7 protein-coding genes are annotated in these 16,906 nt (G+C 66.7%); all 7 read left to right on the forward strand.

From position 1 onward, the window contains the following. The first annotated feature begins 141 nt into the window (after positions 1-141). From A9D14_RS16970 to treY, 7 genes are read left to right on the forward strand one after another with little or no spacing between them, the layout of a single operon-like run. Positions 142-3,129 carry an alpha-1,4-glucan--maltose-1-phosphate maltosyltransferase gene (locus tag A9D14_RS16970; protein WP_232469019.1) on the forward strand — a complete coding sequence of 996 codons (2,988 nt, stop codon included), beginning with the start codon at positions 142-144 and terminating at the stop codon, positions 3,127-3,129. Next, positions 3,126-6,395: a maltose alpha-D-glucosyltransferase gene (treS, locus tag A9D14_RS16975; RefSeq protein WP_083988139.1), complete on the forward strand. Its 3,270-nt coding sequence runs from the start codon at positions 3,126-3,128 to the stop codon at positions 6,393-6,395. Before A9D14_RS16970 ends, treS begins: the two co-directional genes overlap by 4 nt. Continuing rightward, complete coding sequence (glgB, locus tag A9D14_RS16980) at positions 6,392-8,584, forward strand: 1,4-alpha-glucan branching protein GlgB (protein WP_066850529.1); 2,193 nt, start codon at positions 6,392-6,394, stop codon at positions 8,582-8,584. Before treS ends, glgB begins: the two co-directional genes overlap by 4 nt. Then, on the forward strand, positions 8,581-10,689 hold the full coding sequence (gene glgX / locus A9D14_RS16985) for a glycogen debranching protein GlgX (protein ID WP_066850531.1): 2,109 nt from the start codon (positions 8,581-8,583) through the stop codon (positions 10,687-10,689). Before glgB ends, glgX begins: the two co-directional genes overlap by 4 nt. An 11-nt stretch (positions 10,690-10,700) precedes the next feature. Then, on the forward strand, positions 10,701-12,434 hold the full coding sequence (treZ, locus tag A9D14_RS16990; RefSeq protein WP_066850533.1) for a malto-oligosyltrehalose trehalohydrolase: 1,734 nt from the start codon (positions 10,701-10,703) through the stop codon (positions 12,432-12,434). Then, a complete protein-coding gene (gene malQ, locus A9D14_RS16995; protein ID WP_066850535.1) occupies positions 12,431-14,422 on the forward strand; it encodes a 4-alpha-glucanotransferase in 1,992 nt (663 codons plus the stop codon). The genes treZ and malQ overlap by 4 nt, the downstream gene beginning before the upstream one ends. After that, positions 14,419-16,881 (forward strand): malto-oligosyltrehalose synthase, encoded by a 2,463-nt coding sequence (treY, locus tag A9D14_RS17000; protein ID WP_066850537.1) that lies wholly within the window; start codon positions 14,419-14,421, stop codon positions 16,879-16,881. Before malQ ends, treY begins: the two co-directional genes overlap by 4 nt. Positions 16,882-16,906: the final 25 nt, after the last annotated feature.

The raw sequence follows: 16,906 nt of genomic DNA on the forward strand, positions 1-16,906 counted from the left end.
AGTCGGAACGATGGCGCGGCGGCGGCATTAGGAAATGGAGTCCCCAATTCTGGCCGGAGCCTGACCTTGCCCCATCCCCTTTGCCTTCTTTCGACCGAACCCCAGCACTTCAGCGGGGCTCGATCTGAAGGAAGTAGCGAATTGCTGGCGCAGGCGAGCGCAAGCGGTGCATCGGCCCTGGTGTGGCGCAGCGATGCCGGGCTGCTGGACAGCGGCTCGCCGGTGCCTGCCGAGGTGGTGGAGCAGTGCCGCGCCCATGGCCTGCGCGTAGTGCTGCGGGCGAATTTGCGCCGCCTGCCGGTCGATCACCCGCTGGTTCGCGCGCATCCCGAAAAGTTCCACGTCCGCCGCTCTTTGCAAGAGCGCGGCACGGTCGATCCCCGCCAGCCGCTGACCCCCAGCGGAGAGGCCATGGCCCGGTTGGGCGACGGCGCGAGCGAGGAAGTCGTGCAGGCGCTGTGCGACCGCTTGTCTTCGCTGGCCAAGGCGGGTGTCGACGGGTTGTGGATCGAGGAAGCCGAGCGCATCGCGCCAGCCCTGCTGAAGCGCCTGATCGCCGCCGCCAAGGGCAAGGGCGATTTCCTAGTGGTCACGGGACCGGCTGGCGGCGGAGAGGCTGCCGCCGATTACCTTATCTGCAATGCCGCCCAGCGCGTGAACGACCCCGCCGCCCTTGCCGCCGAGGTCGAGGATATGCGTCAGTCAGGCCCCGTGCTGTGCGATGCCAGCGGGCTGTCGCGCAGCGATCCAAGGCTTGCGGATGGCCTTCCGCTCATGGCGGCGCTGGGCTGCGGGATCGTGGCTCCGCTGGATTTGCTGGCCACCCCGCGGGGGGCCGAGGCGCTCGAGGATGCGGTCCGAAATGCCGAAATGGCAGCGGATTACGGCGGCGAGTTGCGCGGCCTGTCCTCGTCCTCCGCCCCGGTGGCGGTGATGGCGCGCTCTGCGGGGGCTGATCTGCGGTTTTCCGACAAGACGCTGATCGTCGTCTCGAACCAGAGCGCCGACATGCAGCCCCTGCCGTCGGGTAAGGCGCTGTCCGCTTCTGCCGCGGGGTTCGGCGCGTGGAATGCCGGGCCCGAACTGCAGCCGGGCGAAGTCAGGCTGATGGAACAGCGCCGCGCCTCGCCCGCCTTGTCGCTGCAGCAATCCGCGGGGCAGCCATCGCGCGATGCGGCGCGTCTGGTGGTGGAGCATGTCGAGCCGTCGGTCGATGGCGGCCGGTTCCCGGTAAAGCGCGTGGTCGGCGACGTGGTGCAAGCCTCGGCGGTGATCTTCGCCGACGGGCACGAACAGCTTGCCGCCGAACTGCGCTGGCGCGCCATCGACGAGGATGCGTGGTTCGCCGCCCGCATGACCCAGGGCGAGAACGACCGCTGGGAAGGCGAATTCGCGCTGGCCCGCATGGGGCGGCACGAATTCGTGGTGCAGGCATGGCTAGACCGCTTTGGCGGTTTTCAGCGCGATTTCGGCAAGAAGGTCGATGCCGGCGTCGACCAGCCGGTCGACCGTGCCGAGGGCATGGAAATGGTCCGCAAGGCCGCCGCGCGCAGCAAGGGCGATTTGGGCAAGCAGCTGAAGAACCAGCTTGCCGCGATGGAGTCAGCCGATGCCGATGCGGCGACCGAATGGTTGCGGTCGGACGGGCTGCGCCGCCTGATGGACGAGGCCGACGACCGGTCCCACGCGCTGACCTCTGCCCCGCAGCCGGTGGATGCCGAGCGGGTCGAGGCGGGCTTTTCCAGCTGGTACGAGATCTTCCCCCGCTCGATGACTCCGAATCCTGAGCGCCACGGCACTTTCGCCGATGTGGTCGATCATCTGCCGCGCATCCGGGCGATGGGTTTCGACACGCTGTATTTCCCGCCAATTCATCCCATCGGCACCGCCAACCGCAAGGGCCCCAACAACACTCTGACGCCCGAAGAGGGCGATCCCGGCAGCCCCTATGCCATCGGCAGCCCCGAGGGCGGGCACGATGCGATCCATCCCGAACTGGGCACGTTCGAGGATTTCGACCGGCTGGTGAAGGCCGCGGCCGATCATGGCCTCGAAATCGCGCTCGACTTCGCGATCCAGGCATCGCCCGACCATCCTTGGCTGAAGGAGCATCCCGGCTGGTTCGCATGGCTGCCCGACGGCAGCATGAAATATGCAGAGAACCCGCCCAAGAAATACCAGGACATCGTCAATGTCGATTTCTATGGCCCCGACGCCGTGCCGGGCCTGTGGGAAGCGCTGCGCGACGTGATCCTGCTGTGGGTCGAGCATGGGGTGAAGACCTTCCGCGTCGACAATCCGCACACCAAGCCGCTGCCGTTCTGGGAATGGATGATCGGCGACGTTCGCGCCCGGCACCCGGAGGTAATCTTCCTGTCGGAAGCGTTCACCCGTCCCACGATGATGTATCAGCTGGCCAAGGTGGGTTTCAGCCAGAGCTATACCTATTTCACCTGGCGCGACCGCAAGCAGGAGCTGATCGACTATATCACCGAGCTTACGAGCGAGGCGCCCAAAGATTTCTACCGCCCCCATTTCTTCGTCAATACGCCCGACATCAATCCGTTCTTCCTGCAGACCGGCGGCCGCCCGGCGCACCGCATCCGCGCGGTGCTGGCGGCGACCTTGTCGGGCCTGTGGGGCGTCTATTCGGGGTTCGAGCTGTGCGACGCGACCCCGCTAGGCGCTGGCAAGGAGGAATATCTCGACAGCGAGAAATACGAGATCCGGGTCCGCGACTGGAACGCGCCGGGCAATATCATCGATGACGTGACCCGACTCAACCGCCTGCGCCGCGCCAATCCGGCGCTGCAGACGCATTTGAACACCCGCTTCTATGTCGCGCATGACGACAATGTGATCTGGTACGGCAAGCCCGCACCATCGGCGGACGGAACCCTGCGCGAAATGATCATGGTCATGGTCAACATGGACCCGCACGGCGCCCACGCCTGCGACTATGAAGTTCCGCTGTGGGAATTCGGCCTGCACGACCAGGCCGCCATCGATGTCGAGGATCTGGTCCACGGGCACCGGTTCCAGTGGCACGGCAAGATCCAGCACATCCACCTTGCGCCCGATGAACCGTACCGGATCTGGCGACTGACGCGTGGAGGAGAGGGCGCATGAACGAACTGGCTCACCCGGACCAGAACCCGGCCGACCAGGACACGACCGAAGCGGTGATCACCACGGCGGAGGACCCGCTGTGGTACAAGGACGCGGTCATCTATCAGCTGCATGTGAAATCGTTCTTCGATTCCAACAATGACGGGATCGGCGATTTCGCCGGGTTGATGGCCAAGCTCGACTATATCGCCGACCTTGGCGTCACCGCGATCTGGCTGCTGCCCTTCTATCCCTCGCCCCGGCGGGACGATGGATACGACATTGCCGAATACCGCGACGTAAGCTCCGATTACGGCACGATGGAGGAAGTGCGCGCGTTCATCGATGCGGCGCACGAACGCGGGCTGCGCGTGATTACCGAGCTGGTCATCAACCACACCAGCGACCAGCACTCCTGGTTCCAGGCTGCGCGCAAGGCACCGCCTGGCAGCCCGGAGCGCGATTTCTACGTCTGGTCCGACGACGACAAGCTGTATTCGGGAACCCGGATCATCTTCCTCGATACCGAAAAGTCGAACTGGACCTGGGACGAGGAAGCAGGCGCCTATTTCTGGCACCGGTTCTATTCGCACCAGCCCGACCTGAACTTCGACAATCCCGAAGTGCTGAAGGAAGTGCTGTCGGTGATGCATTTCTGGCTGGATGCCGGGATCGACGGACTGCGGCTGGATGCGATCCCCTATCTGATCGAGCGCGACGGCACCTCGAACGAGAACCTGCCCGAGACGCATGTGATCCTGAAGAAGATCCGCGAGAACCTGGACCAGCATTACGAAGGCAAGATGCTGCTGGCCGAGGCGAACATGTGGCCCGAGGATACGCAGCAATATTTCGGCCATAACGAGGAGCGGACCGAGGAATGCCACATGGCGTTCCACTTCCCGCTGATGCCGCGCATGTACATGGCGGTGGCGCAGGAAGACCGCTTTCCGATCACCGACATCATGCGCCAGACGCCCGAAATTCCGCCTGACGCGCAATGGGCGATCTTCCTGCGCAACCATGACGAGCTGACGCTGGAAATGGTCACGGATTCCGAGCGCGACTATCTGTGGAACACCTATGCCGCCGACCGGCGCGCGCGCATCAACCTGGGCATCCGCCGCCGCCTCGCCCCGCTGATGGAGCGGGACCGCAGGCGTATCGAGCTGATGAACGCGCTGCTGCTGACCATGCCGGGCACGCCGGTCCTGTATTACGGGGACGAGCTGGGGATGGGCGACAACATCCATCTGGGCGACCGCGACGGGGTGCGCACGCCGATGCAATGGTCGCCCGACCGCAATGGCGGTTTCAGCCGCGCCGACCCGCCGCAGCTGGCGCTGCCGCCGATCCAGGACCCGCTCTATGGGTACGAGGCGATCAATGTCGAGGCGCAGGAGCGCGACCGCCATTCGCTGCTGAACTGGATCAAGCGCATGCTGGCGGTGCGCGGCGAGCATCGCGCGTTCGGGCGCGGCACGCAGACTTTCCTGCGCCCCGCCAATCGCAGCATACTGGCCTATCTGCGCCAGCATTCTGACGGCGAAGCGGCAGAGACGATCCTGTGCGTTGCCAACCTCAGCCGCACGGCGCAGGCGGTGGAGCTGGACCTGCACGAATTCGAAGGGGCGATCCCGGTCGAGCTGTCGGGCGGGGCGGCGTTCCCCAAGGTCGGGCATCTGCCCTATCTGCTGACGCTGCCGCCATACGGCTTTTTGTGGTTCGACCTGCGCGCCGATGCCGAGGCGCCCGAATGGTCGAGCAGCGCTCCGGGAGCGGAGGTCGAGCGGCATACGTTCGTGCTTCGGCCGCATCTGGGCGATATCGCCAAGGGCGGCAATCGCCCGGTGCTGGAGCAGGACGTGCTGCCCGATTACGTCCGCCAGCGCCGCTGGTTCGGCGCCAAGGACGAGTTGATCGAGACGATCGAGATCGCCCGCGTCACCGAAATGCCCAAGGCGAACGACCTGCTGCTGGCCGAAATCCGCGTGAAGACCTCGGGCAGCGAGGCGCTTTATACGCTGCCGCTGGGCATTGCGTGGGAGGGTGAGCAGCATGGACCGTTCGCGTCCAACCTCGCCATCGCGCGCGTCCGGCGCGAGCGTTACGTCGGCCTTCTGACCGACGGCTTCGCGCTGCGCGAATTCGCCTGGTCGGTCAGCCGCGCGATGCTGGATAATGCCCGCGTGCCGACTGAAGGCGGCGAACTGGTGTTCGAGGCGCTGGAGCCCGACATGCTGGTCCCCAATGGCGATCCCGAATGGATCGCGGCGGAACAATCCAACAGCACGATGATCCTGGGCCAGCAGGTTGTGCTGAAACTGCTGCGCAAGCTGGCCAGCGGCGTGCATCCCGATGCCGAGATGGTGCGCTATCTAGCCAAGGGCGGGTTCGAGGCCGTGCCCCCGATCCTGGGCACGGTGAAACGCGTAGACGATGATGGCGAGACGCTGCTGATGATGGCGCAGGCCTTCGTCTATAACCAGGGCGATGGCTGGCAGTGGACTTTGGGTGCGCTGGAACGGCTGGCGACCGACACCGACTGGAGCTTCGACAATTACGCCAATTTCGCCGAAAACCTCGGCCGGCGTCTGCGCGAGATGCACGAGATCCTGGCCCGTCCCAGCGACGACCCCGCCTTCGCGCCCGATCCGATGGACCAGGCCGCGACGCGCGAGTTGTCCAGCCGCGTCATGGCGGAATTCGACAAGGCGCTGGGGCGTCTTGGCGATGCCGATCTGGGGGGCGAGGCGGCGCAGGATGCAGCGTTCCTGAAGGAGCGTCGGGACGACCTGGCAGACCGCATCGCGGCGCTTGCCGCGCAGGCGGAAGGGCGAGAGCGCACCCGCATCCACGGCGATCTTCACCTGGGACAGGTGCTGGTCACCGGTCACGACGTGATGATCATCGACTTCGAGGGCGAGCCCGCCCGCCCGCTGGCCGAGCGGCGCGCCAAGGGCCTGCCCGCGCGCGATGTCGCGGGGATCATGCGCAGCTTCGACTATGCCGCCGCCGTGGCGGAACGCAATCGCCCCGCCGGTGCCGACACCTGGGAAACCCGCGCCGAGGAGGGCACCGCCCAGCTTCGCGCCGCCGCGATCGAGGCGTTCCTGAAGGGGTACAGCGACGGCGGCGAACCCGATCCGCTGCTGCCGATCTTCCTGATCGAGAAGGCGGCCTACGAAATATCCTATGAGGCGGCGAACCGGCCCGACTGGCTCGACGTGCCTCTCGCAGGGCTGGCGCATGTGGCGCGCGGCCTGCTTTCCGGAGACGATACATGAGTGCTCACGACCATCTGTTCGGCGCAGCCGCCGCCATGCTGGAAGGGCGGCTCGACGATCCCTTCGCGCTGCTCGGCCCGCACAAGGGCGACGGCGCGACCCTGATCCGCAGCTTCCAGCCGGGGGCGGAGCGGGTCACACTGCTGTCGCGCGCGGGCAAGGAACTCGCGCCGATGGAGGAAGTCGCGCACGGATTGTTCTCGGCCGAGATCAAGTCGGACGAACCCTATGTGCTGCGGGTCGAATGGCCCGGCGGCGCGGTGCAGGAGACCGAGGATCCCTATGCCTATGGGGTGCTGCTGTCCGATTTCGACCTGCACCTGTTTTCCGAAGGCCGCCATTTCGAAATGGCCAGCGTGTTCGGCGCGCAGCCTGCCGAGATCGACGGGGTAGCGGGCACGATCTTCTCGGTCTGGGCGCCCAATGCGCGGCGCGTGTCGGTGGTGGGTGAGTTCAACAGCTGGGACGGCAGGCGGCATCCGATGCGGCTGCGCCATTCGGCCGGCATGTGGGAATTGTTCGTGCCGCGCATCGGTCCGGGCGCGGTCTACAAGTTCGAGGTTGCGGGCGCGGACGGCGCGATCGTGCAAAAGGCCGACCCGCTGGCCCGCCAGACCGAACGCCCGCCGGGCACCGCCTCCATCGTCGCGCCCCGGCCCGAATTCAGCTGGAACGATTCCGAATGGATGGAAGAGCGAGGCAAGCGCCACGCCCCCGACGCGCCGATCAGCGTGTACGAGGTGCATGCCGGATCGTGGATGAAACCAGAAGGCGGCGGCGACGTCGCGCTGGGCTGGCGCGCCTTGGCCGACAAGCTGATCCCCTATGTCGCGGAAATGGGCTTCACCCATGTCGAACTGCTGCCGATCATGGAGCATCCCTTCGGCGGATCGTGGGGCTATCAGCCGCTGTCGCAATTTGCCCCATCGGCCCGTTTCGGCACGCCCGAAGGCTTTGCGATCTTCGTCGACAAGTGCCACCGCGCCGGGATCGGCGTCATCCTCGACTGGGTGCCCGCGCATTTCCCGACCGACGCGCACGGTCTTGCCCAATTCGACGGCACGCATCTTTACGAACATTCCGACCCGCGCGAGGGGTTCCACCAGGACTGGAACACGCTGATCTACAATCTTGGCCGTAACGAGGTGTCGGGTTTCCTGCTCGCCTCGGCCATGTGGTGGCTTGAAACATTCCATGTCGATGGCCTGCGCGTCGATGCGGTCGCCTCGATGCTTTACCGCGATTACAGCCGCAAGGCGGGCGAATGGGTACCCAACGTCCACGGCGGGCGAGAGAACCTGGAGAGCGTGGGCTTCCTCAAGCACCTCAATTCCATCGTCGGCGAACGCTGCCCCGGCGCCATGACCATTGCCGAGGAATCGACCGCCTGGCCGGGCGTCTCCGCGCCGGTGTCGCAGGGCGGGCTGGGCTTCGACTACAAGTGGAACATGGGCTGGATGCACGACACGCTGCAATATTTCGAACGTGATCCGATGTACCGCAAATGGCACCACGGCGAGCTGACCTTCCCGATGGTCTATGCTTATTCCGAAAAATACGTCCTGCCGATCAGCCATGACGAGGTGGTGCACGGCAAGGGCAGCCTGCTGGACAAGATGCCGGGCGACCGGTGGCGCAAGTTCGCCAATCTGCGCGCCTATCTGGCGTTCATGTGGATGCATCCGGGCAAGAAGCTGCTGTTCATGGGCTGCGAACTGGGCATGGATACCGAGTGGAACCATGACCAGTCGATCCCCTGGGACCTGCTGGAAAAGCATGAACATGCCGCGGTGCAGGTGCTGCTGCGCGACCTCAACGCCCTGTATGTGACCGAGGGCGCCTTGCACCAGCGCGACAGCGATCCGGCGGGCTTCCAGTGGCTGGTCGGCGACGATGCCGAGAACAGCGTCTTTGCCTTCATGCGGCGCGGCGTGGACGGATCGCCCATCGTGGCGATCTTCAACCTGACGCCGCAGGCCATCGGCGACTATCGCCTAGGCCTGCCGCTGGGCGGTCGATGGCACGAAGCGCTCAATTCCGATGCCGAGCAGTTCGGCGGCAGCAATGCCGGCAATGGCGGCAGCGTCCGCGCCGACGGCGAGCCATGTCACGGCCAGCAACATTCCGCATTCCTAACCCTGCCGCCGCTTGGCGCGCTGATCCTCCGACATGAAGGGGTCCACGCTTGATCCAGTTGCCCGACCGGCTGAAGGCCGGATCGCCCTATCCGCTGGGGGCCACGTTCGATGGCCTTGGCGTCAATTTCGCCGTGTTCTCGGCCAATGCCGACAAGATCGAACTGTGCATCTTCGACCCGACGGGGCGCAAGCAGATCGGCTGCCTGGAACTGCCCGAATGGACCGACGAGGTCTGGCACGGCTATCTGCCCGAGGCGAAGCCGGGGCTGGTCTATGGCTTTCGCGCGCATGGGCGGTACGAGCCGGAGAACGGCCACCGCTTCAACCCCAACAAGCTGCTGCTGGACCCCTATGCAAGGCGCATGACGGGGCAGCTGCGCTGGACCGATGCGCTGCATGGCTACAACGTGCGGTCAAAGCGCAAGGACCTGAGCTTCGACCGGCGCGACAGTGCCTCGGCCATGCCGAAATCGGTGGTGGGGCAAAGCGCCTTCGACTGGACCGGCGACGTGCGCCCGCGCGTGCCGTGGCACGATACGGTCATCTACGAAGCGCATGTGAAGGGCCTGACCCGCCTGATGGAGGCTGTCCCGCACGAGGAGCGCGGCACCTATGCCGCGCTGGGCCATCCGCGCCTGATCGAGCATCTGCAGCGCATCGGCGTGACCACGCTGGAACTGCTGCCGATCCATTCCTTCGTGCAGGACCGGCGGCTGCAGGAAATGGGCCTCGTCAACTATTGGGGCTATAACACGCTGACCTTCTTCGCGCCCGAACGCCGCTACATGAGCGGCGAGCAGGGCGGCGACGAATTGCGCTTCGCCATCCGCCGCCTGCACGCCGCGGGGATCGAGGTGATCCTGGACGTCGTCTATAACCATACCGCCGAGGGCAGCGAGCTTGGCCCGACGTTCAATTTCCGCGGGCTGGACAATGCCACCTATTACCGGCTGGTCGAGGATAACGCCCGCTATTGCGTCAACGATACCGGGACCGGCAACACGCTGGATCTCAGCCATCCGCGCGTGTTGCAGATGGTGGCGGATTCGCTGCGTTACTGGGCCGAAAGCTTTCACGTCGACGGCTTCCGCTTTGACCTGGGCGTGACGCTGGGGCGCGACGGCAACAATGGCTTCGATCCGCGCAGCGGCTTTTTCGACGTGCTGCGGCAGGACCCGGTGCTGGGCCAGCTCAAGCTGATTTCCGAGCCGTGGGACATCGGGCCGGGAGGATACCAGCTGGGCAACCACCCGCCCGGATTCGCAGAGTGGAACGACAAGTTCCGCGATGCGACCCGCAGCTTCTGGCGCGGCGATCAGGGAATGCGGCCCGAATTCGCAAGCCGCATCTCGGGCTCTGCCGATCTATTCGACCTGCGTGCACGGCGTCCGTGGGCCAGCGTCAATTTCGTGACCGCGCACGACGGCTTCACGCTGAACGACACGGTCAGCTACGAGCATCGCCATAACGAGGCGAATGGCGAGGACAATCGCGACGGCCATTCGGACAATAATTCGAACAACTGGGGCGTCGAGGGGCCGACCGACGATCCCGGCATCCGCGGATTGCGCGAGAAGCTGAAGCGGTCGATGCTGGCGACATTGTTCTTCTCCTCGGGCACGCCGATGCTGCTGGCGGGGGACGAGATCGGGCGCACCCAGCACGGCAACAACAACGCCTATTGCCAGGACAACGAGCTGAGCTGGATCGACTGGTCGCCGCTGAACACGGCGGAGGGCCATTCGCTGAGCGATTTCGTCCGCCGCCTGACCGCGGCGCGGCGTTACTATCCCCTGCTGCGCGCCCGCCGCTTTTTGCACGGCGAGGTGCAGGTGGCCGAGAACATCCCCGACATCGACTGGTTCGACGAACGCGGCGTGCACCTTAGCGAGGAGGACTGGAACAATGGCGACGGCCGCGCCCTGGTGATGCGCCGCGCGCGCCGCCGCAAGGATGGCCAGCTGGAAGTCGTCACCATGCTGATGAACGCCGCCGAGGTGCCGCTTACCTTCAAGCTGCCCCCGCCGCCGGGGCTGGAGCGGCGCGTCATCATCGACAGCGCCGATCCCAATGCCGCCGAATACGAGGTGGAGCACGAGGTCGTGGTGCAGGACCGGGCGGTCATGCTGATCGTCGGCACCGGAGATGTCGATTGACGCCCGCGCTGATGAACGAGCCGAGCCCGGCATGGGGCCCGCAAATCCTGGACGAAGGGCGCGTCTGCTTTCGCCTGTGGGCCCCCGACCGCGACGAAGTCGCGCTGGAATTCCGGGACGGCCCCTCGCATGCCATGCGCAGCGGCGAAAACGGCTGGTTCGAGCTTGAGACCAAGGCCGAACCCGGCGCGCGCTATCGCTTCCGGCTGGACGAGGATCTGGCGGTGGCCGATCCCGCCTCGCGGGCGCAGGACGGCGGCGTGCATGCATGGAGCGTGCTGACCCGGCTAACGCCTCTCGCCAGGCGCGATGCCGATTGGAAGGGCCGCCCGTGGGAAGAAGCGGTGGTCATGGAAGTCCACGCCGGCGTGCTGGACGGCTTCGCGGGCGTGGCCGAACGCCTGCCGCAGTGGGCCGAGATGGGCATCACCGCGATCGAGCTGATGCCGATCGGCGCCTTCGGAGGCACGCGCGGCTGGGGCTATGACGGGGTGCTGCCCTATGCGGTAGCCGAGGCCTATGGCTCGCCCGAGGATCTGGTAGCGCTGATCGACCGCGCGCACGATCTGGGGCTGATGGTCATGCTCGACGTGGTGTACAACCATTTCGGGCCGGACGGCAATTACCTAGGCAGCTATGCGTCGCTGTTCTTCGACAGGGAGGCGGATACGCCTTGGGGCGGGGCGGTGGCGGTTTCGCTGTCGCCGGTGCGGCGGTTCTTCATCGACAATGCGCTGATGTGGCTGCGCGACTACGGTTTCGACGGGCTGCGCTTCGACGCGGTGCATGCGATCGGCGACAGCGCCTTCCTCGACGGCATGGCGCGCAAGCTGCGCTCGGCCTTGCCCGACCGGCAGATCCATCTGGTGCTCGAGAACGAGGAGAATGACGCGGCGCGGCTGGTGCCCGGCCTGTACGATGCGCAGTGGAACGACGACTTCCACAACACGCTGCATGTGATGCTGACCGGAGAGACCGAGGGCTATTACGAGGGCTTTGCCGACAATCCGACCAGGCGGCTGGCCCGCTGCCTGGCCGAGGGTTTCGTCTATCAGGGTGAGACTCCGCCCGGCGATGGCGCCCATCCGCGCGGCACGCCCAGCGCGCATCTGCCCGCGACGCGCTTCGTGTCGTTCCTGCAGAACCACGACCAAGTCGGCAATCGCGCGATGGGCGAGAGATTGATCCATTTGACCAGCGAAGCGAAATTGCGCGCGGCGACCGCGCTGCTGCTGCTGGCCCCCCAGATCCCGTTGCTGTTCATGGGCGAGGAGGAGGGCAGCCGATCGCCGTTCCTGTTCTTCACCGATTTCCATGACGACCTGGCCGATGCCGTTCGGAACGGCCGCCGCCGCGAATTCGCCCGCTTCACCGCCTTCGCCGATGCCGAGGCGCGCGAGAGGATCCCCGATCCCAACGCGCGGGCCACTTTCGACACCTCTCGCCCAGAACCGGGCGCGGATGCCGATGAATGGCGCGCATTCTATGCCGAACTGCTGGCGCTGCGGCACCAGCGGATCGTGCCGCGCCTGCTGGGCACCACAGGCCTTGGCGCCGATGTGCTGGGTGCCGATGTGCCAGGTGGGGGCGCGGTCAGCGCCCGCTGGCGCATGGGCGACGGCGCGCAGCTGACGATGGCGATCAATATCGGCGACGAGAAGGTGCGCTTCCCCGATGTCGGCCAGCCGTTTCATGCCTTGGGCGAGCCGGGCGATCCCGCCAGCTTCGCAGCCTGGCTGACATGACCGGGGCGCTGCATCGTCTGGCCCGCAAGGCAGGGCTGCAGATCGACTGGGAGGACGCCACCGGCGAAGCGCAGCGCGTGTCGGACGACAGCCTGCGGCAAGTGCTGGCGGCGCTGGGCTATCCGGCCGAGACGGAAGCGCAGATCGGCACCAGCCTGGACCGCTGCGAACAGGATGCGGCGGACTGCCGCTTCGTATCCGCCGATGCGGGGCAGGCGATTACCCTGCCCGAAAGCTGGGCCGATGCGGGTGCGGCGCGGATCGTTCTGGAAAACGGCGAGACGCTGAGCGCGCGGATCGTGGGCACGGCGCTGCCCGCGCTTCGGCAGACCGGCTATCACCGGCTGATCGCGGGTGATCGCCAGATCACGCTGGCCATCGCGCCGCCGCGCTGCCTGGGCCCGGGAGATGTGGGCACGCGTGCGCGTCCGTGGGGCACATCGGTGCAGCTTCCCTCGCTGCGCGACGAAAGGCAGGGCGGCTTCGGCGATTTCGGCAGCCTGCTGCCCGCGGTCGAAGGCTTCGCGCAGGCCGGGGCCGATGCGCTGGCGATCAGCCCGGTGCACGCGCTGTTCCCCGCCGATCCTTCGCGCTTCAGCCCCTATGCGCCGTCGAGCAGGCTGTTCCTCAACATCATGTTCGGCGATCCATCGCTGGTGGGGGGGCAGGTGACGCCGGTGCCGCAAGGCGATCTGATCGACTGGGAAGCCGCGATCCCGCGCCGCCTGGCCGAACTGCGCCGCGCGTTCGATGGGTGCAGCGACGAGATCCGCGCCAAGGTCGCCGCATGGCGCGCCGACCGGGGCGAGGAACTGGAGCGCCACGCTATCTTCGACGCTTTGTTCGCGCATCATTTCCCCGATGGCGCGCGGGGCTGGCAGGACTGGCCGCAGGAATACCATGATCCCTCGTCGGACGCGGTCGCCCTCTTTGCTGCCCGGCACCGCGAGGATGTCGACTTCTACGCCTTTGCCCAGTGGCTGGCCGCCGCCAGCCTCGACGCCGCGCAGGATGCGGCGCGGCGGGGCGGCATGTCGATCGGGCTGATCGCCGACCTGGCGGTCGGGATGGACGGCGGCGGCAGCCATGCGTGGTCCCGGCGCGAGGATATGCTGGAGGGGCTCTCCATCGGTGCGCCGCCCGATCCGCTGGGGCCGCAGGGGCAGGACTGGGGGCTGACCGGCTTTTCCCCCCGTGCGCTGAAACGCACTGGCTTTGCCGGCTTCATCGCCACGCTGCGCGCCGCGCTGGACCATGCGGGCGGCGTGCGGATCGATCATGTGCTGGGGCTGGGCCGCCTGTGGGTGGTGCCGCATGGCGAAAGCTCGGCGAACGGCGTTTATCTTACCCTTCCGCTTTCGGACATGCTGCGCATCCTGGCCATCGAATCGCACCGCGCAGGCGCCATCGTCATCGGCGAGGATCTGGGCACCGTGCCCGAGGGGCTGCGCCCGCAGCTTTCGGCGCGCAACGTGCTGGGCATGCGGGTCATGTGGTTCGAGCGCGGGAAGGACGGGTCCTATGTCCCGCCCGCCCAGTGGCCCGATCAGGCGGCGGCGATGACCGGCACGCATGACATCTTCACGGTCGCGGGCTGGTGGACCGGGCGCGACATCGACTGGAGCCGCAGGCTGGGCCGCCACGACCCCGACCGCAGCGAGGCGCAGGACCGCGCCGCGCGTGACGAGGACCGCACGGAACTGTGGTCGGCCCTGTCGAAATCGGGCGCGGCCACCGGTCCGCAGCCCGCCGCCGACGAACCGCAGCGCGTCGTCGATGCCGCCGCCAGCCATGTCGCGCAGGCGGCCTGCAAGCTGGCGATCGTGCCGCTTGAGGATGTCGTGGGCGTGACCGAGCAGCCCAACCTTCCCGGCACTATCGACGAACACCCCAATTGGCGCAGGCGCATGCCTGCCGACAGCACATCCCTGCTGCAGCGGCCCGACATCGCCGCGCGCATCCAGGCCATCGACAGGATACGCAGATGATCCCGCGCGCCACCTATCGCTTTCAGTTCAACCGCGACTTCCCGTTTCACCGGGCCGAGGCGCTGGTGCCTTATCTGGACCGGCTGGGCATCAGCCATGTCTATGCCTCGCCCATCACCACCGCGCGGCAGGGATCGACCCATGGCTATGACGTGGTCGACCCGACGACCGTGAACCCCGAGCTTGGGGGCGAGGATGCGCTGCGCAGCCTGGTCGAGGCGCTGCGGGCGCGGGGCATGGGGCTGATCATCGATATCGTGCCCAACCACATGGGCGTCGCGGGCGGCGGCAATGCGTGGTGGAACGACGTGCTGGCACGCGGGCAGGGCAGCGAATACGCCCGCTTCTTCGACATCGACTGGAGCGAGCGGCTGCTGCTGCCGATCCTGGGCGCTCCGCTGGAGGAGGTGCTGGCGGATGGGCAGATCGTGATCGACCGCAGCGGATTCCAGCCAGAGCTGTGCATCTATGGCGAACACCGGGTTCCGCTGGCGCCCGAAACCCGCAGCGATCTTCCCGCGGCGGGCGACACGGCGGGCCTGGCCGCGCTGCTGGAAAAACAGCATTACCGGCTATGCTGGTGGCGGCTTGCCGATGACGAGCTGAACTGGCGGCGCTTCTTCACCATCAGCGATCTGGCGGGGCTTCGGGTCGAGGATCCGCAGGTGTTCGAGGCTGCCCATGCGCTCTATTTCCGGCTGTGGCGCGAGGGGCTGATCGACGGGGTGCGGATCGATCATGTCGACGGGCTGGTCGATCCCGCAGCCTATTGCAAGAAGCTGCGCCGCCGGTTCGAGGAAGAGGAGCGCGATACCGCCGCTCCGCCGGGCCCGGCGTGGATCGTGGTCGAGAAGATCCTGGGCCCCGGCGAGGCGATGCCGGAAGGCTGGGGCATCGACGGCACCAGCGGCTATGATTTCATGGAGGATGCCTCTGCGGTGCTGCACGATCCCGCGGGGGAGGAGCCGCTGGCGGCGCTGTGGACCCAATTCTCGGGCCGGACCGCGGCGTTTCACGAAGAGGAATTGCAGGCGCGGCAGGACATGCTGGCATGGGCGTTCGCCAGCCAGTTCGACCGCTGCATCGATGCGTTCGCCGCGCTGGCGGAATCCTCTCCGCCCACCGCCGCGTTCAGCCGTTCGATGCTGCGGCGCGCGCTGGAACGGCTGCTTTGGGTGTTTCCGGTCTATCGCACCTATGGCACCGGCAGCGATGCGCCCCCCACCGACGAGCGGACGCGGGATCTGGTGCGCGAACGGGTGGAACCGCTGATCCCGCCGGGCGAGACGCATGTGGTCGACGCGGTTCTGGACTGGCTGGCGGGCAGCGGCGGCGGCGATGCGGCTCTTGCGGCCGAAGCGGTGGCCCGCTTCCAGCAATTGTCCGCCCCGATCGCGGCAAAGGCGGTCGAGGACACGGCGTTCTACCGCCACGGGCTGCTGCTTTCGCGCACCGACGTGGGCTTCGACCCGGCGCATTTCGCGATGGATGCGGGTGATTTCCACACGACCTGTGCTGCCCGCGCGGCGCAGTTCCCGCATGCGATGCTGACGACCGCGACCCACGACCACAAGCGCGGCGAAGATACGCGCGCGCGGCTTGCGGTGTTGAGCGCGATCCCCGAAATCTGGCAGCAGCGCGTGCGGCAATGGGATGCGCTTGCGGCATCGGACTTTGGCGATGTGCACCCCGCCGACCGCTATATATTGTGGCAATCGCTGTTCGGCGCGTGGCCGGACGATCTTGCGCCAGACGACGTGGCAGGGCTCGCCCGTTTTGCCGGGCGCATGGCCGGATGGCAGGAAAAGGCGCTGCGCGAAGCCAAGCTGCGATCGAGCTGGACCGAGCCAGACGGCGACTACGAAGCGCGCTGCAAGGCCCTGATCGATAAGGCCCTTTCACCCGGCGGAGGGCTGGCGCGCGGGCTTTATGGCTTCGTGCGCGAGACAGCGGCTGCCAGCCTGTCGAACTCGCTGGTGCAGACGGCGCTGCGGCTGACGGTGCCGGGGGTGCCGGACACCTATCAAGGCACCGAACTGCCCGATTACAGTCTGGTCGATCCCGATAATCGCATCCCGGTTGACTATGATTTGAGGCAGCGGATGCTGGACGATCCGGCTTCGCATCCCAAGCTGAACCTGATCGCGCAGCTGCTGGCTGCCCGGCGGGACGCACCCGCGCTGTTTGCGGGCCATTCCTATCGTATGGTCAAGGTCGAGGGAGCAAGAGCGGATCGCGTCCTGGCGTTCGAACGCCAGGAAGAAGGCCAGCTCCTATCCTGCGCCTTCGCGCTGCGCTGCGGCGATGCGATGGTGGGTGCGGAAAGGCCGGTGCCGGGCGCGGATTACTGGGCCGACACGCGCATCGCCTTTACGGGTGGCACAATGGCGGCGAGCGATTGCTTCGCCCGCCTGCCGGTGCATGTCGCGCTGGATGGGGAAGCGCTGCTCGGCGGCTGACGCTGCCCCATTCAGGCGGCCGGTG

The organism is Croceicoccus marinus (genome assembly GCF_001661675.2).
In the GTDB taxonomy this organism is placed as follows: domain Bacteria; phylum Pseudomonadota; class Alphaproteobacteria; order Sphingomonadales; family Sphingomonadaceae; genus Croceicoccus; species Croceicoccus marinus.